We start from the raw sequence: 25,371 nt of genomic DNA on the forward strand, positions 1-25,371 counted from the left end.
TAGTTTTAAAGAAAAATGTTTAAATAATGGTTAAATATTAATATTGGATAAAATAAGATTGTATACATAAATAAGAAAACATTAAGTAGAGGGAATGGATAGTATGAATGATGAGTTAATAAAAAATGCCGATGCATGCTATCGGCTGGCTGAACGGAAGGCTGCTCAATATTTTAAATCACTTTGTATGCAAGTCGTGCAAAAGGCCTTTGTCCCTATCCTGACAAAAGATATACAATCCTGGAAACACAATCATATTCATCATCATTCATTATTCTCCTTTTTTTCGCGTGTAAAGGGAAAACCTGACTCTCGGAATTATCATCATTATATCCAATGGCTGGAATACACAGGTAAACTAGATAATTACCTGGATCGAAGCATTTCCTATATTTTCTTGAGGGACCTCGGCAAAGCCTTGGACTCAGCGGATACACAAATTAGGATTCAACGTGTAGTTGATAGTTTAAAAAGTCATCTGACAACAGACCAGGGAGACAAAACGGAGCTGTTTCGCATGGATAGATTTTACCGGATGGCCCAAAAGGAAGGTATTGAATCTACCATGATCTGGTTGATAAATAAACTAAAGACTGTATCCGTCAATATCCCAAAGGGGCTAGATGCAGTGCAAGCCCAGCGGAAACTTATTAAAATCATTGCTGGGGTATTAATGCACGAGCTTGAAGAGATGGATGAAGAGGCATCTCCTGAAGAACGTACTCAAAAACTTGATAAAGCTATTAGGCTAGGCTATTCCTATGGTCTGACCTATCCTTTTATTGACGATCTTCTGGATTCAGGAGTCCTATCCGAAAAGGAGAAAAAGCAATACTCCGATCTAATACGCACCACACTTATTACAGGATCTGTGCAGGAATTGGGCGAATGGACAGGAAAAAACAAGGAGTTGATCCGATATATTCATTCGGAACTGAGAGATGCCTTTGAGTACATTAAGGCTCATCAGCGGCAAGAGACAATAAAGTCATTTTTCGAGCAATCCTATGTGTTTTTTCATTCTCAGGAAGTGGATCGAGTAAAGGATCTATCACATGCAAATTACACGAATGAAGAGCTTTATATTCCAATCATTTTAAAATCGGCTTCTTCACGATTGATTGTCCGTTCAGTGATCAGTGCTCCTGAGGATGAGGGCTTTGACAACAGAACATTCTTTTATGGTATATACAACCAGCTGGCTGATGATTTTGCAGATATGTTTAATGACATGGAGGAAGGTGCAGTAACACCTTATACCTATTATATGAAATATCATGATAAACGCCCGGATCTTATAAACCCCTTTGAATTATACTGGACGGTCATCTCCAATTTGATTTATAACGTGTATCATTCAGATACCAAGACTTGTGAGGTGATTTTGGATCGGGCGATAAACGGCCTGAAACGATTTAAAGAACGAATCGGGACCCAAAAATACAACGAAGTGATGGAGCTATTTGCTTCTGGAAATCCGAAATTCAATCGATTAATCCAAAGAATGGTTCGGAAAGCGGATGATGTGGATTTCTTTGATAAATTGCTTCGGGACCATATGATTACCATTTTGAAAAATGAACGGAAAGAACAGGAAGATTTTTCAGATACGATTGAAACCGTACGGAATCAGATCAACAACATCCTGCATATTCCAAATAACAATCCTGTTTCTTTAATGAAAGAGCCGATCATTGATGCTGCAAATTACAGTTTGGAAAGCGATGGCAAACGATTAAGGCCAATAGTGACTTGGGTTATGGGCATAAACGAATATGGCTTGGAAAAGTCAGCAATCATTCCACTTCTGAGATCTTTGGAATATATGCATACTGCATCCCTAATCTTCGATGATCTTCCATCCCAGGATAATGCATCTACCCGTAGAGGGCGTCCAACCCTACATCAGGTGTACAATATCGCCGTAGCAGAATTAACAGGTCTCTTTCTGACCCAGAAGGCTATCGCGGAACAAGCATCTCTTGACCAGTTTGATTCGAAAACTGTGCTTACCTTGATTAAATATTCGGCCCAAATAACAGAGGATATGTGTAAGGGACAAGCGATGGACTTAGATTCTAGAGGGAAACAATTGACCCTAGAACGATTGAATATGATGAGTTTTTATAAAACCGGGATAGCTTTTGAAGCTTCCCTTATCATGCCTGCAATTCTCGCCCAAGCAAATGGGTTAGAAATTGAAGCTTTGAAAAAATTCGCCCGCCATGCAGGCATTGCGTTTCAGATTAAAGATGATCTGCTAGATGTTGAAGGTGATCTAATCCTCCTCGGAAAACCAATTGGTAAAGATGCTGAAAACAACAATTCAACTTTTGTGTCCATTCTAGGTATTGATGGTGCCAGAAAAGCGATGTGGGAACACTACTGTCTTGCGATGGAAGCGTTGCAAGAGGTGCAACGGAACACCACTTTTCTGAAGCATTTATTGAATTATATTGTGAACAGGGATCATTAAAGAGTTTGTTAATCCTAATGAATTCAAAAGGTGAACACAAAAACAGAGGGGCGAATCCCCTCTGTTTTCGATTTTCTATATCCTTGATAAATTTTAATTTACAGCAACTTCCCCTAATTCTGGGTTGTCATGGGGAACAAGGGCATGTTTTTCCCATTTTCTGCTTTTCCATCTAAAATACATAATAATGGCCCGAGTCCATTCATCAGCTGCAATAGCCAGCCAAACACCTGGTAAGCCAAGATCAAGGTAAAACACAAAGAAATAACCTAATGGGAGACTCATTCCTACCATTGAAAACGCACCGATGATGACAGGGAAGGTTGCATCTCCTGCTGCACGTAACGAATTAATGACAACAATGTTTATCGTACGCCCTGTTTCAAGTAGGATACTAAATAGCAGGACGCTTGCACCTAAGCGAATGATCTCAGGATCATCTGTGAATAACGCCATCAGTGGTTCGCGAAGCAAGATGACTGTGGCCACGATGATCAATGTGGCAGCACTCGCCCATTTTAGACTTTTCCATACCCGGACATATGCTTCATCCTTTAGATTTCCGCCAACAAGCCTACCAACGATGATTGATGTTCCCATTCCAATGGCTAAGGCAAATAAATACATAAACATTGAGATATTAGCTGCGTATTGTCTTGCTGCAAGTGAGTTCTCACCGAGAAAGGTCACATAAAATAAGAAGACGATTTGGCAGGATTGATACATTACCTGTTCAAAGGCAGAAGGTAAACCGATCTTTAAAATTTTTCGTATATATTCTCGCGATAGATTGAAATAATATTTAATTTCAATTCGGATTTCCATAATTCGATAGAGGAGCCAGAAGAATACTAGCAATGCAAGGATACGGCTAACTACGGAAGAAATAGCAGCACCTTGGACACCTAATTCCGGGAATCCAAACTTTCCAAATATTAAACAATAGTTTCCTATAATATGAATCACGTTCATTCCAAGTGAGACAAGCATAGCCTGCTTTGTAAATCCATGAACCCGTATGATAGCAGCGACTGAATTAATAAGTGCCTGCAAGAAAATAGCTCCACCGACAATCCTTAAATAGCTGTCAGCATAAATTAATATTTCTCCTGATAAATTTAATCCTTCCAATATATTTCTGCTGAAAAGAAGAAAAATCACACTGACGATTATGCCGACCATTAAATTCATTATAATGGCTGTCGCAGATATTTTCGCAACCTCGGCCATTTTTCTCGAACCGATATATTGAGCAATAACGATGGCTGCACCGTTACCGACTACTTCCAAAATGAGTATGGAAATATGAAGGTATTGGTTGGCCGCACCAACACCAGAAACTGCATTATCCGATATGGCACTCAACATAAACGTATCAACAATACCCATGAGCATAAAAAGAAAGATTTCCAAGAATATGGGCCAAGTTAAGAAGAAGAGATTAAAATCCTTCTGTATCTTTGCTGAATTATTAATCAATTTGTTCACCTTTTCACATAAAAGTTAATCAGAAATGTATCTTATAACAGCTTGATGAGTGTTACAAGACTTTTTTGTCGTTTTGAAATGTCATTTTATGGAGGATTATTTTCACTTTTGAAAAAAGGTCAGGAACCAGTTAATAAAGGGCTAATTAGGTATTCTATGAAGGGAAAAAATTAAGGAGCTATATTTAGAAGTATCATATATTTATCAAGAAAAAGATGAGCAGACGTAACATCTCTCATCTTTTTTAAATGATGTATGCTTATTACAGCTTTTTATTTGTAAGCAATTCCGATTAATGCAGGAGAATCGGGCGAATATTCCGATCCCTTAAAATCTCCAAATAACTCTACTTTCCGAAACCCAGCCATTATTAGACTCTCATTAAGTTCATTTGAAGTTAACGGGTATAGCTCAACACTATTCGTGTAGGTATGAATACCAGATGACTGATTGACCGTAAGTGTTCCGTTGAAATTAATTTTATTTTCGAAGTGGTCATATGTTCTCTTAAATATAATTCCCTTATTCGGCAACTCTATAAGCGGCAAATCTGTAATATGGTGTTGAAGAACACGATCATAATTTACAGTTTGAATAATTAAAATGCCGTCCTCGGCTAGTACATTGGATATTTTCTTTAGGGTCTTACTAATTTCTGCATGTGATTCTAAATGAACAATGGAATTTCCGATACAAATGGCAGCATCAAACGATTGGTCTTTAAAGTGATTTATATCTCTCATATCTAATTTTAATGCCGTTAAATTCACCTGATGACCTGTCCGCTTTTGTTCGATTTTTTCGACCATCTTCTGATCAAGATCAACGGCTGTTACGTTGTAGCCTGATTTCGCTAATTCAATCGCTTGGTTGCCTGCTCCGGCAGCAATATCAAGTAGCTTGGCTTTATTGTTTATGACAGACTTTATAAAACTCAGCTGAGCTGGATTGCTAGGAAAAATATCATCATAATATTGACTTAATACTTGATAAAATGTCATCACCTTACACCTCATCTCTGCAAATTACTAATTTAATGTTACTCTCAATGCAAATTATAACCCATTTAAGAGATGAATCTAATGATGGAAGTCACTGTCTATTATGATCCCTATTTACAGCCAGCTTTATTGAGATTTATTTGCGAACCGACAGGGTTTGTTTGCGAAACTTCAGGGTTTGTTTGCGAAACTACAGGGTTTGTTTGCGAACCTTCAGGGTTTGTTTGCGAAACCACATGATTTATTTGCGAAACCACCACATTTGTTTGCGTTAGCACTGTTAGCTCTCTTTATCTCTTAAACAATAAAACCCAATTGTATTTTTTCTAACAATAGAATAAACCTCTGATATCGGTACACGCTTTAATCTCGCAATTTCCTCTAGTGATTTATGCATCATTTGCGGGTGGGTCTGGCAGCCTGTAAAAGGACCTTCGAATGGCCAAGGACCATCGGTTTCAACCATGATTTGCTCGAGAGGATACTTTTTGACTAGCCCCTGAATATCGTCTTCATAGAGTACATCAGGCGTGACGGATATAAAATAACCATTCTTAATCATCCGGTCAATCGTATACTCATCTCCCTTAAACCAATGGAAATGGGCTTTTGAAATTGAGTGCTTTTCAAGAAGGTCACATACAATTTTCGCATCCTCGTATACAGCGTGAAGCACGAGCGGTTTTTGCCATATTTTCGACTTGATTGTCACTTCCTCTAACAATTCAAGAAAGGGTTCAAGAGGGAGATCCTGTTCTTGACGCAAATAATAGGGGAGTCCCACTTCACCAACTGCAATCATTTCATCTTGATAACGATCCATCCAATTAATCAGCTCGACAAGCTCTTTTTCATGTGGAAGCTTCTGTTCTGGATGATAGCCGTAAGCTGGATATACCTGTTGATAACACGTAGCAATTTCCTGTGTAGCCTTACATGATTGCAAGTCAAAGGAAACAGCAATCATTGCTTCGACCGAATTATCTCCTTCAATAATTCGGCTTAAATCCTTTTTCTCATACTGATCGAGATGAATATGCGAATCAATGATTTTTTTCATCATACTCACTCCATGAACGATTTCAATTCATAATAGATTTTCCGTTTCCATTGTAAAAAGTCGTCCTCTAACAGCAGCTCTTCCTTACGCGGTCTAGCAAAAGGAATGACAAATTCAGCTGCAACCGTTGCAGGCTTGTTGGAGAGAATCACAATCCGGTCGGATAAAAACAAAGCTTCTTCAAGATTATGAGTGACAAATAAAACAGTCCGGCGATTGTTTTCCCAGATGGACAATAGCCATTTTTGCATATCCAGTCTTGTGAGTTCGTCTAATGCTGAGAACGGTTCATCCAGTAAGATGATTGGCTGTGGACTGAGCAAAGCGCGAATGAAGGATACCCGCTGTTTCATCCCGCCAGAGAGCTCATGAGGATAGGAATGAGTATATTGGGCTAACCCGGCTTTTTTAATCATTTCTATTGCTTTAATACTATCCTTTTTTCCCTTTAACTCTTGACCAAGAAGAACGTTCTGTAAAACTGTTCTCCATGGAAGTAGACTAGGGGACTGCGGCATGTAACTCACTGCGCCTGTTTGACTATTGATTTTTTCACCCTTCAGTGTAATCGTTCCTTCATCAGGCGTAAGTATTCCGCCAATGAGGGAAAAGAGTGTACTTTTTCCACTGCCTGAAGGGCCAAGGATGGATACAAATTCCCCTTCGTTCACTTGTAAATTAAGATGCTTAATGATATCTATATCTGAAAATTTTTTCGAAATATCCTGTATCGTTAAGACACTCATTTTAGTTTGCTCCTTTTGACTGCCAGCGGATAAGAAGTCGTTCAATTAAAATAATAATTGCAAAAAATAAAAGACTTAACGCCATAATCGCAAAGATGGCAACAAACACCCGATCTGTTCGGAATGAGGAAGAAGCTAAAGTCATATACACACCGATGCCTGATTTTGCCCCAAGCCATTCGGAAATCACGGCACCCATCACACTATAAGTGGCAGAGATTTTTATTCCTGAAAAAATGGAGGGGAGAGCATGTGGAAGTTCCAGCTTCCAAAACATTTGACTCTTCGTTGCGCCTGCCATTTTCATATAATGCCTTAAGTCAGCTGATGTTTGCTTAAACCCATCAAGAGCTGCGATAGTAACAGGGAAAAAACAAACAAGTGTAATGACAATCATTTTTGGCAAAAGCCCAAAACCAAACCAGATAACCAATAATGGAGCGAGAACGATCACCGGAATATTTTGTGAAAGAATCAGAAACGGATAAACAGCTTCTCGGACAAACGGCAAGAGATAGAGCAGGATAGCAGCGGAAAGGCCAATCCCAACTCCAATCGCAAACCCTGTAACCCCGAGTTTTATCGTTGAAAGCATGTGTTCAGAAAAACTTGCAAAGCCTGTAATCGCTTCCGTCATAATGGTTGAGGGCGCAGGTAGCAGCCATTCTGGAATTCCGGCTTTTTTAACTACCAGCTCCCAAATGAAAAAGAAGAGAAGGAGAACGACAACCGATCTCCATCCCTTAAGTCGCTTCAGCTTCATTATTGATACTTCTCCGTTAACTGACTCATCGTGATACCTGTTGGCTGATATAAAATTTTCACTTGAGAAATCACGTTTCTGCTGCCCATTTCAATCATGCGTTCATTCATTTTCTTAATCACATCAAAAAGATAGGAAAGCTCACCTTCCATCGTTGTTTCTAATGGAGAAACTTTGTAGGCCACACCTGATTCTTCAATAATTTTAATCGCTTCATCCACATATGGAATCACGTCTTCGCCATTTTTTGTTTTCGGTATTATTTGAATGCTAACTAGGGCATTGTTCATCCTGCCAGTCTCCTTACTGTGGTAAATAGTCGTTTGTATAGGCTTTTTGTGCATCTAGTTCACTATCTAATAATTGATTTTCATACATCCAGCTTGCATAGTTTTCCCAAACTTCAAGTTTCTGTTCACCCCATCTTGGCGCATCATCTTGATATTTTGATGCCAGCCATTCCTGGCTTTTCTTCACAAGCTCTTGATCAAGATCAGGTGCTGCTTTTAATAAACTATCAGCTGCATCGGATGGATTGTCGATGGCAAATTTATAACCTTTCGAAACAGCCTTCAAAAATTTCTTCACTTGTTCCGGATTAGATTCAAGCTTCTTTTCATTTGTTGCAAGGACTGGTGTATAGTAGTCAAGTTTCTTACTATAATCGGTTAAATAGACCATATTAATCTTTTCTCCGCGAAGTTCCGCTTCAATGCCTGTCCAGCCATAGTAGATCCATGCAAAGTCAACATCTCGTTTTACCGCTGTAAAAAAGTCTGTATCTCCCATATTCACAATGGAAACATCTTCTACGTTGGCATTTTCGACTTGCATTAATGAAGCAATCACTGATTTTTCAACTGGTGCTCCCCAGCCCCCGTATGTTTTTCCCGCAAAATCCTTTGGAGAAGTGATGTTTTTCTCCGCTGGAGAGGCAAATCCTGATGTATTATGCTGAATAACTGCTGCGATTGAAACTAAAGGAACTCCTTGAACACGAGCTTGTGTAATACTTTCCTGATAGCTTACGCCAAAATCGGCTTTCCCCGAAGCGACCAGCTGATCGGCTCCTGCTTCACCAGGCATAATAATTTCAACATCCAAGCCTTCTTCGTTAAAATATCCTTTATCCTGAGCAACATATAAACCGGTATGATTCGTATTCGGCGTCCAATCAAGAACTACCGTTACCTTTTCATTTTTCTCTAGCTTGTCCTTCTGTTGATCTGCCGAATCCTTTCCTCCAGCACATCCTGCGAGAAGCAAGACTGTCAACATCGTTGCAATAAACTTTTTCATGATCGTTTCCTCCAAAGTATTCATGATGTTTTACCAGAAAAAATAAAAAACACCCGGATGAGAACCCGCGCGTACATGAAAAAACATATCTATTCTTCATTCGAATACGTTTCCTCCGCTGGTCTTACCCAGATCAGGTTCAAAGGGTCAGTACCTCTCAGGTCCAATCTCAACCGGTCACACCGGTTCCCCCACAATTCTAATGCTATTTATTTTTTCAGATACTTTATTATATCAAATAATAAGAGGGCGAAGGAGCTTAAAATATGAAATCTTTTTGCGAATAGACAACCTTGAGCAAGAACCGCTAAATTTTCATTTTATCTTTGTATTCAATTCTGGAATCTCTATATGTATTAGAAATTTGAGTTTGTTATGTTAAAATAATAAAAAACACGAGAGTAGGTACTTAAATGCTGAAAAAACTTACAAATAAAGTGTATTATATGCCACATTATTCGGAAACTGACCGTCCTGCATTAGGTTTAATTTGTGGGGATGACTTTAGCGTTGTCGTTGATTCAGGGAATTCGCCCGCACATGCAAAGGATTTTCTTAATTTAGTGGGTAAAATGGAAATCCCGCCGGTCAAGTTTGTTGTTATCACACATTGGCATTGGGATCATATCTTTGGCATAAAAACGATGGGATTATTAACGATTAGCCATGAGGAAACAAAAGAAAAATTGGAATATTTGAAAACTCTTAAATGGGATGATGCTTCACTAGATGCGCGAGTTGAGACGGGTGAAGAGATCGAATTTTGCAGTGAATATATCAAAAAAGAAATGCCGAGCAGGGATAATTTAGAGCTGCAGGTGCCAGATTTAACATTTAGTGATAAGTTCGAAATGGATTTGGGCGGCGTAACTTGTGTAGTTGAACATGTTGGAGGAGTCCATGCGCAGGATTCATCCATCATTTATGTTCCTGATGAAAAAGTGATGTTTCTAGGAGATTGCATCTATCAGGACTTTTATAGTGGCGAATGGAGCTATGATCTGAACGAACTCACCATCTTATTAGAAAAAATCAAAAAATATGATGTCAATAGTTATGTAACTGGACATCAAGATCCAAAAACGTATGAGGAAATGTGGAGCTTCTTGGATGATCTTATTAATATAGGAGAAATCGTAGGTGAAGAGGTTTCTGTTGATTCAGCTGTCACTAAGTTTAACGAAGTACGAGGGACAGAACCAAGTGAAGAGCAGCTTGAGTATATCCAAAATTTTGTCAGCGGCAATCAGAAGAAAAAATAAATATGTTAAAGAAGGCCCCTAGTAAAATTTACTTTACCAGGGGTCCGTTGTTTATAGCTTACTCAGGAATGGTTTTATATGCTAACTTTTCAATGATCTCTTTATGCGTAGGATATTGAGAAAGGAGCTCGTCTTGTGTGAACAATTCAAAGTCCTGAAATTCAAAACCTGGAGAAACCATACAGCCTACTAAGGAGAAGGTATCTTCTTCCATAACAGACGATCCGAAAATAGCATTTTTCGGAACTAAAGCTTGAGGGACTTCTCCTTTATCCAAATTTAATCCTAATTTTATCTCTTCATATTCTCCGTTTTCATGAATAATATGAATCGTTAAAGGACTTCCAGCATGATAATACCATAATTCATCAGATTTCAAGCGGTGAAGATGGGACAGATCATTAGAAGTTAATAAAAAATAAATACTCGTATATAGCTTTCGTTTCCCCTCAAAATTCACTGTTAATTCTTGATCAGAAGTTCTTTCACCAGATTCGAATGTTCTTTTATAATATCCGCCTTCTGGGTGTGGCTCTAGTCCAAGTTTCGATACAAAATATTGTGCATCATGATTGTTCAAAGTAAAATACCTCCAAAAAAATTCAAATCTCTTGAGCTTACCAAACAAATAATCCTGCGATCATCGCAGTTAAACTAAATGAACCAGTGAAGTATAACAAAAAACATCTCACTAATAAAGGTTATTTTAATATAATGAAAAATCCCGATATTTTTAAAAGGCTATTTCATGATTAAGGGAATATTCACAGCAGCAGATCCTTTTAAATACTTTTCGTAGCTATTGAAATAAATTCGAATCGGATTTGTTTTATTGCTTGTGTCAAATGTGTAGGTTGATTCTGCCATCCCATCTCTATTGCTATGACTCGAACCATTAGTATAAACAGTCTTGCCGTTTGCATCGACTGCTTGGAAAAACATTTGATAGAAATGATTTTCTTCTTTCGATTTAAAGTTAGCACGAATTGTATTATTACTTTCAATTCCGATAATTACATTTACATTGTCGGGAATATAGAGGACTTTCTTCTTTAGAAAATCGACTTCGATATAATCCTTTCCTTTTGGCAATGCCTGCACATCATTAATTTCCAACGTCAAGTTCTTTGGCTCTCTAAAATAGTTGCTTTGAAAAAAGAGTGATGCTTCTGCGTCACGCATACCTCCAAAACCTGAAAATCCATTTGTAATCGTACCCCATACTTCGCCTTTTTCATCCAATAAACGCATGCTTTTAATTTGCAAAATTTGCATGGTGTTTGCAGAATCGACTGCGATATCAAGCTTTGCCCGAAGCGGAGAGATCCTCAGTGATTTAACGGTCAATTTTTGATCATCGATTTCTACAGTTTGATCTAATTTGTAATTTTTACTTTTTGCAATTTTCTTATGCAATGAAAAAGGGATGTTGAATTTTGTCTCATGTTCGTCTTTAAAGGTAATGGATAATTCGAAATTCGGATTTGTGTAGTCGATATTATTACTAGAGGTTACCTCTATGATATCTTCTATATGATTTGTTGGCTCCTTCCCAAACCAACTATATGTTAATCCAGCTTCCAGCCTTTTACTATTTTGCTTAATCTCAACGTTTTTCGTGTTGAGGTCATGAATATCGAAAGGGGCTTCCAGCACATAATTAATAAACATTCCCGATTCATCTGCAATGATGCCGAGCAATGTAAACGTTAAATTATTCTTTGTTTCCGTTATATTAAGCTCTTCGTAATATTCATTTTTTAATATATCTTCAATTCCTTTGTCATAGGCAATCATCTCAACAAGCGGAGCAAAGCCTGGTATTTTCGCAACAGCTTGTGCAAAAGCAGGAGATACGCGAATCGTTGTAATAAAGATTAAGATAAGAGCTGCTGTAACTGCAAACGTTCCTGTCCATCTTTTGCGATTTCGTCTTTCATTTCTTACTCTCTTTAAACCGTTTGCCCTTGCATAGGAGAGTGCTTCTTTCGGAACCGGAATCGAATTAAGTTCATCTTTTAAAGCGGCATATTCTTTTTCATTCATTTAAAATTCCCTCCTCTCGCTAAAATAATGGCGCAGCTTTCGAAGAGCTGTATGCAATCTGGATTTAACTGTTCCTTCGGGAATATTTTGCGCGCTCGCAATCTCATTGTTTTTCATATCCTGAAAATATTTCAAATAAATTAATTGCTGCTGTTCATGCGGCAATTGCGAAATCGCTTCAACAATCTCTAGCTTAGGAGAATCATAATATTGTCCTTCGACCTCCAACGTTTCCCTCAGCTCTATACGACTTTTTCTCTTATGCATATCGTGGCACACATTGAGCAATATTCGAACGAGCCATGTTCCGACATAACGCGGCTCTTTAAGTGTATGAATGTTTTTATAGCTTCGGTAAGTCGTTTCTTGAATGGCTTCAATCGCATCGTGCTCATTTTTTAAATAAGCAAACGCTGTCCGATACATGACATCTTCATATGCTTCCAGCACGTGTAAAAGAGCGTGTTCATCCCTTTTCATTGCTTTTTTTATTATATCTATCTCAACCACAGCGTTGCCTCCTTCCCCCTGTACATATTAGACTTTGCAGCAGGGGAAATCGTTCATCTTCTTTTTCGTAATTAATAATGGTCATTAGGGGTGGTCTAATCCTAAATGAATAATGGAAAAGATTTTATAAAAAAGAATAGATTGAAATACTATTAAATACCAATTCTAACATGTAAAGTATTTATAAATATTATGAGGCTGCCTAAATGAATGGAAAAATGTTTGGGGCTTGTTTCCTTATTCATGATTTGATAAAACTAAATATAAATTTGAAAGGCTTACAGTCTAATTGTACTGTAAGCCTTTTTTTGATTTTTTTTAGAAAATCAATAGCCCTATAACAGTAGAAAGAATTAAGCCAATCATTACCGGGAAAAAGCTTTTTCGAACAAGTTCCATAACGGGGACTTTTGCAAATCCTGCTACGGCGACAAGGGATGACCAGGCAATCAACGTTCCACCGCCTACCCAAATAGCGCCCATTTGCCCAATAGCTGCTAATGTTTCAACGTCAACCCCGACATTTGGGCCTAATGCTCCAGATAAAGATCCAACTAAAGGAAGGCCGGAAAAACCAGAACCGTCTAACCCCGTAATAGCCCCAATTATTAGAATGCCAAAACCTGCGATAAAGGTGCTTTCCGGTATGAATTGCTGTCCAGCCACAACTAGATCAAATAAGAAGGAAGGCGCCCCTTCTGCACCAATGCCAAATATTTTACTTGATAAATCTCCACTTCCAATAAAGAAAAATCCAGCAATCGGAATGACCGGCCCCATTGCTTTAAAGGCGAACAAAAATCCTTGCACAAAATTTTCACTTACATCATTTAGCGATGAACGTAGATTTTTAAACATAGTTGCAGCAATAAGGAGAATGGCGGATGCACCACCTATTAGGGCAGCACCGGTTCCACCCTCAATGGATGGGATGAAATCAGAAAATTTGGCGAGAAACATATATACAATAATTATTAGAAATGTTAGGGGAACAAGGATGGCAAAAAGGGTGTCTATATTTACTTTTTTGCGTTTGGTTATTTTCCATTTCTTCTTTCGAATGAGGAGATTGACCTTCCTTTTCCCAGGCGATCAAATGAGTATTGGATGGACGTGAAATTTGTTTTCTTAAAAATAAATAAGCGATAACAATGGCCGTAATCCCTGTAATGATCGATAATACTAGCGCCCGATCCGCTAAAATTCCAACATTCGCCCCTGCAGCAGTTGCTGTCAAAGTAGGAGCAATTTGGATGACGTAATCAGACGATAAGGCCATTCCCTGACCAGCGAGTGAAATCGCAATGGCTGCTCCAATCGGCGGAAGTCCAGCCCGAACAGCTACAGGTATAAGCAAAGCGCCAACTAATGGTACAGCCGGTGTTGGCCAAAAGAATAGCGAGATGATATACGTAACGAAAATAATGATCCAGTATGATAAATGCCCATTTTTCATTACCTTCTGAAATGGTGTGATCATTTGCCTATCTGATCCAAGTGATTTCAACGAGTGCAGTAAAGCAGTCATAATTGTGATAATAAGGAAGATATTAAATAATTCCCCTGCGGCAACTAAGCTTGCATTGAATATGGTCTGCAAACCAGATATAAAAGAGCCAGTAAATATCCACCCAACTAAGAATGTTACGATAATGGAAGGTACAACAATATTTTGACGAAACAGCATGGTTAGAATAATAACGCAGGTCCCAATTAAATACATCCAATGAGCTGCTGTTAATTCCATTCTATTAACCCCCTCAACCTATATTGAAAAGCAATATTAAAATAGTCTATGCTGATATATGGGCTTAGGTGAAAGGCATTATAATCAAAATGAAAACAAAACTTAGGTAGGAATAAATCATGAAGATCGTTACAATTGTCGGAAGTATCCGTAAGTGTTCTCTTAATAGGCAGCTCGCTGAGACTATGAAAGAACGCTATATTAATAAAATGGATATGTACATTGCTGACATCAAATTTTGGAACAAAAAAGAAGCAAGAGGAAGTTTCTCATGCTTCTTCAAAATAATTCAAAGCTAGTATTTGTGCTCAATAAAGTTCAATGCAAATTGAAATATTTTTTCAGCAGGCACTGCTAGATTTAAGTTTTGCCCTTTATCATAGCCCGCAGTGATTAGGCCCACTAGTCTCCCATACATATCCAGCAATGCGCCCCCTGAACTTCCATCGGAAATCGGAGCAGTAAATTGGATCATGGGGATGTCATTAATATCTCTGAATCCGGAAACAATGCCATCGGAAACGGAATTAAATAACCCTAAAGGGCTCCCTATGGCAACAATCTTCTGGCCCCGAACTAATTGCCCATCTGTTTTAACCGTGAGGGGTAGACAGTCTTTATCCACTTTAATAATCGCCAGGTCATATTGCTGATGATATTTAATGAGATTACTAGTTATATATTCTTGTGTTTCATTCTCGTAAAGAATTGAATAAAGATGGCCGCCCGCGACAACATGCAGGTTTGTTAAGATATATCCCTTGCTGTGAATGACTACACCAGAGCCACTGCAAAAAATCTCATTATTCTCATTATAACTTTTAATCATGACAACAGAGCTTGATAGACCGGCCAGCTCCTCATAACTGAACTCCTCAGCTTTTGGTGGATTTTCGTTTTGATTTGTAGAATTTAAAATCTTAGGCTGAGAAATATTAACTGGTGCTGAAGGCAAGGTTGCAGGCCCCGATATCTGTACAGGTGAAAAATCAGGGATGGATACATGATTTGTATGTAGGGTGCTGCACCTATACAATGTTGAGTATTTTTCCACTTCAGGACTCAGATGGATAATATCCTCTTTTGGATTCATATAGCATATATCACAGCCAAGTCGAGATAAGAAGTATAAGAATAACAGTTCATGATGCTTAATATCACCGTTAAAAATAACTTTCGGAAATACGTTCATGCCATTAAATAGCTTAGGCAAATAGATTTCCAGCCAGTTCAAAAATTTAACAACAAAGTTTTTAAATATAGTGGGATTGGAATGTGGATGGACTTTTTTATACATGGAGAGAATCTCTAAAAAGGTGAGCTTTTTAGTCCATTCAAGGGTATCGTTATCTAATCGTGTGCATAAAGGTGTTTGATACAGCAATCTAGGATCAGTGATGGAATTATTCACGATTGTTTCCCAATTATCCCAAACCCTTTCTAGTCTGTTAATGTCATCTATATTTGATATCCTTTCAAGTCCGTGAAGTCGAACGTAAGCTGGAACTGGCATACTTGAAGAAAAATATCGGTCCATTTTAAGAATATTCTCAGTGTAAAGTTGGATGGTATTTGGAATACCTATATATCTTACAAATAGGACTTCTTTAGTAACAATATAATGATCCTTTTTATGTATGAGCATAAAATCTTCGAGAGGATTTTGCGTTTCTTTAAGTTTGATCTTTAAAGGTTTAGTTCTCACTATCATATTAATTCTCCGATTAAAATTATTTATCTAGCGTAATTATAATTGAATTTTACATAAGTGCATAGTTAAATAGGTAAATATTGGGATAATGTTCATTAGCAGTACGTAATATCCGCAGTAGTAAGTCCAATCGTGATGTAAATGGTGAACAGTATACCGATTGAACAGCTGATACATTTCGTGTATCGGCCCGTTGTTACCCTTCTTTCACAATGTGGCACAAATAAATGAGTTTTATAATAGTGTCCATTTTCATACACTCTTCTTAATTAAGTTATTGATAATAAGGGGAGTGGAAAATGAAAATCAATTTAGAAATGGAAAAAGCGAATATGCTTGCTAAACAAATCGTTGCATTTATTAAATATGTTCGTAAAAGCTGCGAAAGTAAGAATAGTGTTTATCCTAATCCCGACAAATTGTATCAAATCAAACTTCTCATAGATGAGTTTAAGTTCCAAATCATTGCAGAAGAACTCCAGAGGATAAACCGGTTTTCATGGGATGAAAAGTACACTTACTATTTAGTGGATGAATTTCAGAAGGGGTTAAATATAATGGAGGAGTATGTAAGAAAAAATATCGATGATTTATTCATCTTATCGGCCAGACTTTATACATTAAGTAACCTTACTCTATTAATTAGAAGTAAGAAGTAAAAAGCCTGACTCTAGCTGTGATAAGCGAGTCAGGCTTTTAAATTTATTTCTCAACTAAATTGAGCCTGATGCAGTCTGCTGTATATTCCTTGGGATTCCAGCAGTTCTTGGTGGTTGCCCTGCTCGGCAATTCCATCTTCCGTTACAACTAGAATTCGATCAGCATTTTTAATGGTGGCCAATCTATGGGCAATAACGAGCGTAGTCCTGCCTTCTGTGAGCTCCTCCAGTGACTTTTGAATCGCTGCCTCTGTTTCTGTGTCAAGGGCGGATGTAGCTTCATCCAAGATTAGAATAGGCGGATTTTTAAGGAACATTCGGGCAATGGCGAGTCTCTGCTTTTGACCGCCGGAAAGCTTGACGCCTCTTTCGCCAATAACCGTATCAAGTCCGTGCGGCTGACTTCGGATGAAGTCATCGAGCTTTGCTTTTTCAGCAGCATCTAAGATTTCCTCATCAGTCGCATTTAAATTCCCATAGGCAATATTTTCGCGAATCGTTCCGGAGAATAGAAACACATCCTGCTGGACAATACCGATTTGACTGCGCAGGGATGATAGTTTAATATCTCGAATATCTATATGATTAATAGAAATGGAGCCGTCTTGAACCTCATAAAATCGCGGAAGGAGGCTGCAAAGGGTAGTTTTTCCAGCACCAGATGGGCCAACAAAAGCGACAGTTTCTCCGGGCTGAATGGATAGATTAATGTTATTCAAGACAGTTTGATTACCTTCATAACCAAAAGAAACATTGTTGTATTGAATTGTTCCAGCAAGCTCCATCTCGATGGCATCCTCGGAATCTTCAATATCAGGCTCCGTGTCGATAATTTCTGTATATCGCTTAAATCCAGCAATTCCCTTCGGATAACTTTCAATAACCGCATTAATCTTTTGAATAGGGCCGATCAAAATATTCGATAACAAGATAAAGGCAACGAACTCTCCGTAAGTTAATTCATTAGATATAACAAAAAACGTTCCAAATAATAAGGTAAAAAGAGTAATGGTTCTCATAAACAAATAATTAGCCATTACATTTTGCGCCATAATCTTATACGATTGCAGCTTAGTTAGACGATAATTCTCGTTGTTTTCTTTAAATTTTTTCTGCTCATACTTTTCGTTTGCAAACGCTTGGACAACGCGAATGCCCCCGATGCTGTCCTCTATTCGAGAATTAATTTCCGCGACATCCTGGAACATTTTTCGAAAGGTTCTGGTCATTTTTTTATTAAAATAAATCGCAAATATTATCAGAAGAGGGATGACGATAAATGATATAACCGCAAGCTTCCAGTTAATGCTGACCATCAAGGCAAAAGAGCCAATAAGTGTCATGATGGCAACAAATACATCTTCTGGTCCGTGATGGGCCACTTCTCCAATCTCCTCAAGATCCTTCGTTAGCCGTGAGATGCTATGTCCTGTTTTATTATTGTCATAGTATCCAAATGAAAGCTTTTGCATATGCGTAAACAGCTTTTGGCGCATGTCGGTTTCAATATTGATTCCTAAATTATGCCCCCAATATGTAACAATATAATGCAATCCCGTATTAAGAAGATAAATCAGCAGCAGTCCAGCACATGCTAATAAAATTATGCTCCAATTTCCTTCGGGGAGCAGCCGATCAATGACCTGATTTACGGCTAAAGGAAAAGCAAGCTCTAATATGCCGACAATAATTGCTGATACAAAGTCAAGGATAAACAACCATTTATAAGGACGATAATAAGAAAAAAAGCGTAATAGCAACTAAATACCTCCTGAAAAAATTATACTGAGAAATATGGTCTGAATTGAAATTCATTCTCAATTATAAGTGTTATTTCCTTTTTATTCAATGGCTCTTACTGTTACGAACTGAATCTTATTTGCGAAACTCGATGAGTTGTATGCGAAACCCAATGAGTTATTTGCAAACTCGATAGTTATTTGCGAAACTCGATGAGTTGTTTGCGAAACCCGATGATTTGTTTGCGAAACTCCATGAGTTATTTGCGAAACCCCGGCTTCGTTCTATTAATAAAAGAAAAAAAGCTAACTCCGTCTTTTTCAAAGCAGAGTTAGCAATTTTATTTTGATCTGATTAATAAACTCGATCACCGTTAAAAATAGAGTTCTTTACAATAACATAGTCAACATTGCGGATGGAGCTTAGTTTGCTTCCTCCAGAATAAGAAATAGAAGACTGAAGATCCTGTTCCATTTCAGTTAATGTTTCTTGTAAAGGCCCTTTGTACTCAACATACATCTTTTTACCTTCAACGTTTTTCTTTTCGCCTTTTTGGAATTCTGAAGCGGAACCAAAGTATTCTTTGTAAAGCTTTCCGTCTTTCTCGATTGTTTCACCTGGTGATTCTTCATGACCAGCAAATAACGAACCAATCATCACCATTGTTGCGCCGAATCTAACAGATTTAGCGATGTCTCCATGTGTACGAATGCCACCGTCAGCAATAATCGGCTTGCTAGCTGCTTTTGCACACCAGCGTAATGCAGCCAATTGCCAGCCGCCGGTTCCAAAACCAGTTTTGATTTTCGTGATACATACTTTACCTGGTCCAATCCCAACCTTTGTTGCGTCTGCACCAGCATTTTCTAATTCTCTTACAGCTTCTGGTGTACCAACATTCCCTGCAATCACAAAGCTGTTCGGCAAGTGCTTTTTAATATGTTGAATGATATTAATTACAGCATTAGAGTGGCCGTGGGCAATATCAATAGTGATGAATTCTGGGACAAGCTCAGCTTGTGCTAATTCTTCAATAAATCCATATTCCTCTTCCTTAACACCTACACTAATAGAAGCAATTAATCCACGAGCCTTCATATCTTTAATAAAGGAAATTCGTTTTTCAGGATTAAAACGATGCATGATATAGAAGTAACCGTTTTCAGCCAAATAAATCGCAATCTTCTCGTCAATAATTGTTTGCATATTTGCAGGAACGACAGGCAGTCTAAATGTATGTCCTCCTAAAGATACAGTTGTATCACACTCTGAACGGCTATTCACTATACATTTAGCCGGAATTAATTGAATATCTTCATAATCAAATACGTTTTCCATGTTTTACACCCCTAAAAACGAATATTAAAGTTTGGACATTGAATGATCGTTCGTCCACATAGTAATTTACATGATTACCATTTGAATGTCAAAGTTTTTATTATTATTGGCTATGACATGAAGAAAAATTAACAAAAAAGGAGTTTAAGTTCCTAAGGAATGGCGAACATGACGGGCTGTAAAATCAATAGCCGCCTAAATCGCAATTTTTGTAGAATTTTGTTTGTTGAATTTCGAATTTGTAAGCAAAGTGTGTTAATATTTAGATTGCGAGCCTTCTTTAATAAAGCAGTGGGATGGACATGCATGATATATGAAGTGGGTTTGCCTTTATTTTTTGAACTAAGTTATGGGGGGGAGGATGTAAGATGAGTAAGGATGGAATTCCTTCTCCGCAGAAGTCTTTCATGTCTGACCTAAGGTCTCTTTTTAAAGCGAATGTATTAATAGCTAATGTTCTGCCGGTGTTTACCGGATTCTGGTTAGCGCTGTATTTTACAAATGAATCCTTTATGGAGCACGTTCCATTATTTTTACTGATTATGGTTGGCAGTACATTTGTTATGGCGGGAGCACTTATTATTAATAATTGGTTTGATGTAGATATTGATACAGTGATGGAAAGAACGAAAAACCGTCCGACCGTTACAGGCCATATTACTTTAAAGGCTGTCTTAATAATGGGGATTACTTTCTCCATATTAGGTTTCCTCATTCTCTTTTTTACCACACTTGAAGCGGCCTTTTATGCATTTATCGGATGGTTTACTTATGTCATTTTGTATACGATGTGGTCGAAACGGAAATTCACTTTGAATACAGTCATTGGAAGTATATCTGGAGCTGTTTCGCCTTTAATTGGGTGGGCAGCAATAACGTCTAGCATTCATATCATTCCAATTGTTCTTTTTCTGATATTATTTATTTTTCAAATGCCGCATACTTTTGCCATTGCGATGAGGAAACATGATGAGTATAAAGCAGCAGGTGTAGCCATGCTGCCAGTTGTTCATGGCTTTTCTATGACGAAGCGGCAAATTCTTGTATATGTAGCATGTTTGCTGCCGCTGCCATTTTATTTAGCTCCGCTCGGAACAGTGTTCCTTGTCGTTGCTACCTTGCTTAATATCGTGTGGCTAGTCATTAGTATAAGGGGATTTTTCGTCAAGGATGACCAGAAATGGGCACGGGTCATGTTTCTATATTCGGTTAATTATATTGCCATTTTGTATTTACTGATGGTTATAGTAACATTGCCGATATTTGAATAGCTCATTACATTTTTAGTACAATTAAAAAGGGAAACATGGCTAATCGTGAGCCGTGTTTACCCTTTTTGCTTTTCGGATAAGAAAAATTCATTTACCGAACTCTGCTAGTTTCCCTAAGAATCAACCCATTGGCAGAAGCAGCCCGAACCCAACCCGGATACTCATTCATTAGCAAATCATATAACTCATGGTCGGAAATCATTTGCGGATCTTCTACACTGAAGAAGTTAGCATTATCGAGATACCGTCCTGTTAAATGATCTAACTCCTCTAGAAAGGAAAAGTCGGATTGAAATGCTCTGAAGAATCCTCTGGCTTTTGTCCCTTTATTTGACTTCCCGATTGCCATGAATTGCCAGAAAATTGGTTCGTAAGATGAGCTTTGAATATGGCTGATCGTTTCTTTTTCATCAAAGGTCGCTCCATCAGTTACAAACATTACATAGACCGATATGTCATTAGGAAGGGGATTATTCCGTCTTTCCGATGAACCGAAGTAATGATTGCGGATTGTTTTCATTGCTTTTCCATAATACGTGCTGCCCTCTAATGGGTATTGTTTAATTAACCGATTGACAAAGCCATAAAAATTTTCAATCGTTAATTCTCCAGCATCATGAGCTTTTGCCCCAAATAAGAAAATATCAATGGAACCGTCATCATCAAAACGAGTACCGAGGGCTAATATTCTTTCTGCAAATTCTTGAATTTTTCCAGTGCGGTACAGATTCGCCATGGAACCAGAGATGTCTAGGCAAAGTGCAACCTTTGCTTGATGGTTTTGTAAGCCAACCTTTTGTAAGCTGACCGTTGCTTTTTTGGAAAGATCCAAAATTTTTGGTGCCTGCTGCTCCATCTTCTTTTCTAGCATGATTCTTTTATGATTGACTGGCTGTGGGGGAGGAGTTGTTGCTGCTTGTGTAACTGGCGAAGGTGCAGGCTGCTGTGAACTCTCTTCGGCCACCTCACCGCCAAAATCCTTCAATAAGGCAGCTAGTCCACCATCAAAGCCTCGTCCAACAGAAGAAACTCTCCATAGAGATTTATAATAAATTTCCGATATAATCACTGCTTTTTCATTATTAAAGTCTTTACCCTGAAAAGAGTATTCCATAATTCGTTGACCGTTTGCTTTGACGACAAAAGATCCGGAAGATATCATCCCCATTTTTCCATTTCCGTCAATGGTTGCTGTAAATACTAAATATCGAGAAGTTGGCGGGAGCTTGGATAAATCTATTAAAAAAGTTCCGCTGCCGTTGTTATGGGATTGTAGCTGGATTTCATTATAAGGTGATTGCAGCTGGTTATAGAAGATCATATATCGGTCATCGGCAATTTTTTTGTCATCGTTTAACCCAAAGCATGTAATGTCGACTTCGAAACCGGAAGCAACGTTTACTTCGACCTGAAGCTGTGTAGAAGGGGTGAAGTCGGCCAATTTAGACTTTTCTCCCCGAATTAAAGTTTTCATATGCTCCTCCTTTAAGGAAGTGGTATTATTTGTATTGTACATTAAAACTGCTATCCATGTAACATTTCATGGGCTTGTTTTATTAAATTAGGATTAAGTGCTCCTGATAAAACAAAAAATAAATATTTTAGTTGTATGGTGAAAATATCCTTTCAAACCTGTCCAATCCTGAATACATTGTTGTATGCCAAATAATTTACAAATGTGTAAAATTTATTTTTAAAGGGAGAGGAAAAATGCATAAAAAACTAGCTGTAGCCATTATTCATGGAATGGGTAGTCAAAAGGAGGATTTTGCTAAGGAAACGATCGCACTGATCAATAATTTATTTGCAAAAAAATTGGAGCATTTAGTTGAAGACCCTGTCTCCTATCTTAAGATTCAAGCGATACATTGGGCACCCATTTTTACGTATAGAGAGGACAAACTATTTGAAAAAATGGTTCAGAACAATAAATTAAATTATCTGGGACTAAGAAAATTCCTTATAACTTATCTAGGAGATGCCATTGCCTATCAACCGGTCGAGACGGTAAAGCAAAATTATGAGAGAGTCCATGAAAAAGTTGGAGAAGGACTTAACATTCTCGCTAAAAGGGCAGGAGATCATGCCCCTTTATGTGTCATCTCTCATAGTCTAGGTTCTGTCATTGCCAGTAACTATTTTTACGATTTACAATTTAAAAAAAGTGATCTTACCTGTGTTGTCAATGAATCTTCACCTTTGGAAAAAGGGGATACTTTAACCTTATTTTATACAATGGGAACGACCCTCCCGATATGGAGTTTACGCTATTATAACTTTAACCGCCCGATTAATATTCCTTCTAGAAACCTCAAAAAGTATTATCCTAGCTTAAAAGGTGAATGGTTAAATTTTTATGACAAAGACGATGTTTTAGGCTTCCCGCTTAGACCTGTAGACGAAAGTTATCAAAACGCAGTTAACGAAGATCGAGAAGTGAATGTAGGTGGTTTATTAACGAGTTGGAATCCACTATCTCATACAGGATACTTTAAAGATATGGATGTCATTGAGCCCATTGTAGATGGGCTAGTTCGAACTTGGAGACAAGTAAATAACATCTAAATTACATTTCATAGTTAAATAACCTTTACAATTGATTGGCAGCCCCTGAAAATGTTGAGCGTTCATTGAACACTCACAAAATGCAGGGGTTTATTCATTTACCAAAACTTTTTACTCAAATAAGCAGGGGAGGATTACAATTGAGAGATAATATACCTGTACCAAAGTCCAATTCTTCTGTATCTAAAACATTACTGTACTGGGGGCTTGGACTTTGTACAATATTCTATTTGCTCATTATACAATTCTGTTCTTTTGATATTTACCCCAACAAACGTTTCTAAGATGGCTTGTCCACCTGCAATGGCAAGGATGAAAATAATATAATTAGCAATAGTGGGTAGAAAAAGATACATTGTACAGAGCAGGATTGCCGACCAAATTCCTGTACACCAATAACAGGTTAAAAGGTAACCAATCATGGACTTAGGAACCTTTTTGATCTCATGATCTCGTGTTTCCTTTTTCGTTAAAAAGAGGTTTCTTAAAGGTTCAGCTATCTTATCAAAAACGATTAAATGTGTTAAGCGGTAACTTGCTAATATGATCATCATAAAAGCCATCCATGATATATCCAATGAGGAATCCTCCTAAATATTTCTTTTCTTAATTATCACCGGATTACATTCATATTATGATAAGAACATATGAGAGTTTTTTGCCCATCTTCTTTCGTCTATTCAAGTATTGGCATGCATAAGAATCTTCTTAACCATTCATTTTATCGAGTGGGCTACGGTTTCACTCCATTTATTTTGTTTGCAAACTGGAAATAGAAAAAGTTTTTTTGTAAATGTCTGAATATATTTACAATTAGTATAACGATAAACTACAATAACGTTATAAAGGTGTTATATAGTTGAGGATTTTATATAGATTTATTAAGGGGGCATATTGCATGTTTGATACGATCCGTTATGACGTTAAAGATGGGGTTGCCTGGCTTTATTTAAATCGGCCTGACAAACTCAATGCGTTTACAGCGCAAATGAACCGTGAAATTACAGAAGCAGTAAGAAATGCTTCAAAGAACGATGAAGTTCGCTGCATAGTTATTACAGGCGAGGGGCGTGCGTTCTGTTCCGGCCAAGATTTATCGGAAGTTGATGAAAGTATGGATCATGGCGATGTATTAAGAAACCATTACGGTCCGATGGTTAAACAATTGAGACAATGTGAAAAGCCGATAATTGCGGCGGTAAATGGAGTAGCTGCCGGAGCAGGTTTTTCCCTTGCACTCTCATGTGACTTTAGACTAGTGTCAGAGAAAGCGAGTTTTATCAATGCTTTCGTCCATGTCGGACTCATCCCAGACTCTGGCAATCTCTATTTTCTAAATCAGCTTGTTGGTCAGGCAAAGGCGGCAGAACTCGCTATATTGGGCGAAAAAGTGCCAGCTGCCGAGGCAGTTCAAATTGGCCTTGCCAATCGGATGATCCCAGCGGAGGCTTTCGAGAAGGAAGTAAGTAACTTTGCTTTACGTCTCGCTTCTATGCCAACAAAGGCAATAGGTTTAATCAAACGTTCATTGAAAGCGGTTTCAACACTATCTTTTGAAGACTACCTTGAGCACGAAGCACAAGGACAGAGAGCGGCTGGATTAACAGCTGACCACCGTGAAGGCATCGAAGCATTTATGCAAAAAAGAAAACCTGTGTTTTCTGGGAAATAGAGGAATTAACTCCGTGT

Annotated in this window: 23 protein-coding genes and 1 riboswitch; of the genes, 6 read left to right on the forward strand and 17 right to left on the reverse strand. The window is 37.9% G+C overall.

Going from position 1 to position 25,371, the window contains the following annotated elements; genetic code table 11:
• The first annotated feature begins 103 nt into the window (after window positions 1-103).
• Window positions 104-2,476 carry a polyprenyl synthetase family protein gene (locus RRV45_RS05855; RefSeq protein ID WP_410489335.1) on the forward strand — a complete coding sequence of 791 codons (2,373 nt, stop codon included), beginning with the start codon at window positions 104-106 and terminating at the stop codon, window positions 2,474-2,476.
• Between the two features lie 93 nt (window positions 2,477-2,569).
• On the opposite strand, the gene RRV45_RS05860 is transcribed toward RRV45_RS05855, so the two are convergent.
• The 7 genes from RRV45_RS05860 to RRV45_RS05890 all read right to left on the reverse strand — a co-directional run bounded on the left by RRV45_RS05860 (window position 2,570) and on the right by RRV45_RS05890 (window position 8,833).
• Window positions 2,570-3,955 (reverse strand): MATE family efflux transporter, encoded by a 1,386-nt coding sequence (locus RRV45_RS05860; RefSeq protein ID WP_315667854.1) that lies wholly within the window; start codon window positions 3,953-3,955, stop codon window positions 2,570-2,572.
• A gap of 281 nt (window positions 3,956-4,236) precedes the next feature.
• Window positions 4,237-4,965, reverse strand: coding sequence for a class I SAM-dependent methyltransferase (locus RRV45_RS05865; protein WP_315667855.1), 729 nt, complete (start codon window positions 4,963-4,965; stop codon window positions 4,237-4,239).
• A gap of 280 nt (window positions 4,966-5,245) precedes the next feature.
• Window positions 5,246-6,028 carry a TatD family hydrolase gene (locus tag RRV45_RS05870; RefSeq protein ID WP_315667856.1) on the reverse strand — a complete coding sequence of 261 codons (783 nt, stop codon included), beginning with the start codon at window positions 6,026-6,028 and terminating at the stop codon, window positions 5,246-5,248.
• 2 nt (window positions 6,029-6,030) lie between these two features.
• Entirely contained in the window at window positions 6,031-6,771 is a 741-nt protein-coding gene (locus RRV45_RS05875; protein ID WP_315667857.1) for an ABC transporter ATP-binding protein, read from the reverse strand.
• Between the two features lies 1 nt (window position 6,772).
• Window positions 6,773-7,534 carry an ABC transporter permease gene (locus tag RRV45_RS05880; RefSeq protein ID WP_315667858.1) on the reverse strand — a complete coding sequence of 254 codons (762 nt, stop codon included), beginning with the start codon at window positions 7,532-7,534 and terminating at the stop codon, window positions 6,773-6,775.
• A complete protein-coding gene (locus tag RRV45_RS05885; protein ID WP_315667859.1) occupies window positions 7,534-7,824 on the reverse strand; it encodes a thiamine-binding protein in 291 nt (96 codons plus the stop codon). The genes RRV45_RS05880 and RRV45_RS05885 overlap by 1 nt, the downstream gene beginning before the upstream one ends.
• 13 nt (window positions 7,825-7,837) lie before the next feature.
• Window positions 7,838-8,833, reverse strand: a complete 996-nt coding sequence (locus RRV45_RS05890; RefSeq protein ID WP_315667860.1) for an ABC transporter substrate-binding protein — start codon at window positions 8,831-8,833, stop codon at window positions 7,838-7,840.
• Window positions 8,834-8,926: 93 nt separating this feature from the next.
• A riboswitch (TPP riboswitch) is annotated at window positions 8,927-9,036 on the reverse strand.
• 210 nt (window positions 9,037-9,246) lie between these two features.
• On the opposite strand from RRV45_RS05890, the gene RRV45_RS05895 reads away from it, so the two are divergent.
• Window positions 9,247-10,095, forward strand: a complete 849-nt coding sequence (locus RRV45_RS05895; protein WP_315667861.1) for an MBL fold metallo-hydrolase — start codon at window positions 9,247-9,249, stop codon at window positions 10,093-10,095.
• Between the two features lie 58 nt (window positions 10,096-10,153).
• On the opposite strand, the gene RRV45_RS05900 is transcribed toward RRV45_RS05895, so the two are convergent.
• The 6 genes from RRV45_RS05900 to RRV45_RS05925 form a co-directional block, all read right to left on the reverse strand.
• Window positions 10,154-10,675, reverse strand: coding sequence for a cupin domain-containing protein (locus RRV45_RS05900; RefSeq protein ID WP_315667862.1), 522 nt, complete (start codon window positions 10,673-10,675; stop codon window positions 10,154-10,156).
• Window positions 10,676-10,836: 161 nt separating this feature from the next.
• Complete coding sequence (locus RRV45_RS05905; RefSeq protein ID WP_315667863.1) at window positions 10,837-12,141, reverse strand: DUF4179 domain-containing protein; 1,305 nt, start codon at window positions 12,139-12,141, stop codon at window positions 10,837-10,839.
• Window positions 12,142-12,651 (reverse strand): sigma-70 family RNA polymerase sigma factor, encoded by a 510-nt coding sequence (locus RRV45_RS05910; RefSeq protein ID WP_315667865.1) that lies wholly within the window; start codon window positions 12,649-12,651, stop codon window positions 12,142-12,144. It abuts the gene before it with no gap.
• 318 nt (window positions 12,652-12,969) lie between these two features.
• Window positions 12,970-13,611, reverse strand: a complete 642-nt coding sequence (locus RRV45_RS05915) for a hypothetical protein (RefSeq protein WP_315667866.1) — start codon at window positions 13,609-13,611, stop codon at window positions 12,970-12,972.
• Entirely contained in the window at window positions 13,589-14,398 is an 810-nt protein-coding gene (locus RRV45_RS05920; RefSeq protein WP_315667867.1) for a hypothetical protein, read from the reverse strand. The genes RRV45_RS05915 and RRV45_RS05920 overlap by 23 nt, the downstream gene beginning before the upstream one ends.
• A 295-nt stretch (window positions 14,399-14,693) precedes the next feature.
• Window positions 14,694-16,109, reverse strand: a complete 1,416-nt coding sequence (locus tag RRV45_RS05925; RefSeq protein WP_315667868.1) for a trypsin-like peptidase domain-containing protein — start codon at window positions 16,107-16,109, stop codon at window positions 14,694-14,696.
• Between the two features lie 299 nt (window positions 16,110-16,408).
• Between RRV45_RS05925 and RRV45_RS05930 the strand changes: the two genes are divergently transcribed.
• Window positions 16,409-16,768, forward strand: a complete 360-nt coding sequence (locus tag RRV45_RS05930) for a hypothetical protein (protein WP_315667869.1) — start codon at window positions 16,409-16,411, stop codon at window positions 16,766-16,768.
• Window positions 16,769-16,818: 50 nt separating this feature from the next.
• On the opposite strand, the gene RRV45_RS05935 is transcribed toward RRV45_RS05930, so the two are convergent.
• Window positions 16,819-18,528, reverse strand: coding sequence for an ABC transporter ATP-binding protein (locus RRV45_RS05935; protein ID WP_315667870.1), 1,710 nt, complete (start codon window positions 18,526-18,528; stop codon window positions 16,819-16,821).
• A 334-nt stretch (window positions 18,529-18,862) separates the two neighbouring features.
• Window positions 18,863-19,846 (reverse strand): GMP reductase, encoded by a 984-nt coding sequence (guaC, locus tag RRV45_RS05940; RefSeq protein WP_315667871.1) that lies wholly within the window; start codon window positions 19,844-19,846, stop codon window positions 18,863-18,865.
• Between the two features lie 368 nt (window positions 19,847-20,214).
• Between guaC and cyoE the strand changes: the two genes are divergently transcribed.
• Window positions 20,215-21,117, forward strand: coding sequence for a heme o synthase (cyoE, locus tag RRV45_RS05945; RefSeq protein ID WP_315667872.1), 903 nt, complete (start codon window positions 20,215-20,217; stop codon window positions 21,115-21,117).
• A gap of 91 nt (window positions 21,118-21,208) precedes the next feature.
• Here the strand turns inward: cyoE and RRV45_RS05950 are convergent, their stop codons facing one another.
• On the reverse strand, window positions 21,209-22,591 hold the full coding sequence (locus tag RRV45_RS05950; protein ID WP_315667873.1) for a VWA domain-containing protein: 1,383 nt from the start codon (window positions 22,589-22,591) through the stop codon (window positions 21,209-21,211).
• Window positions 22,592-22,827: 236 nt separating this feature from the next.
• Between RRV45_RS05950 and RRV45_RS05955 the strand changes: the two genes are divergently transcribed.
• On the forward strand, window positions 22,828-23,682 hold the full coding sequence (locus tag RRV45_RS05955; protein WP_315667874.1) for a chemotaxis protein: 855 nt from the start codon (window positions 22,828-22,830) through the stop codon (window positions 23,680-23,682).
• Window positions 23,683-23,873: 191 nt separating this feature from the next.
• Here RRV45_RS05955 and RRV45_RS05960 read toward each other — a convergent pair whose 3' ends face one another.
• A complete protein-coding gene (locus RRV45_RS05960) occupies window positions 23,874-24,245 on the reverse strand; it encodes a DUF1360 domain-containing protein (RefSeq protein WP_315668945.1) in 372 nt (123 codons plus the stop codon).
• A gap of 335 nt (window positions 24,246-24,580) precedes the next feature.
• Here RRV45_RS05960 and RRV45_RS05965 point away from each other — a divergent pair, with 335 nt between their 5' ends.
• A complete protein-coding gene (locus RRV45_RS05965; RefSeq protein WP_315667875.1) occupies window positions 24,581-25,354 on the forward strand; it encodes an enoyl-CoA hydratase-related protein in 774 nt (257 codons plus the stop codon).
• The last annotated feature ends 17 nt before the right edge of the window (window positions 25,355-25,371 follow it).

It is taken from the genome of Bacillus sp. DTU_2020_1000418_1_SI_GHA_SEK_038 (assembly GCF_032341175.1).
Taxonomy (GTDB): domain Bacteria; phylum Bacillota; class Bacilli; order Bacillales; family Cytobacillaceae; genus Cytobacillus.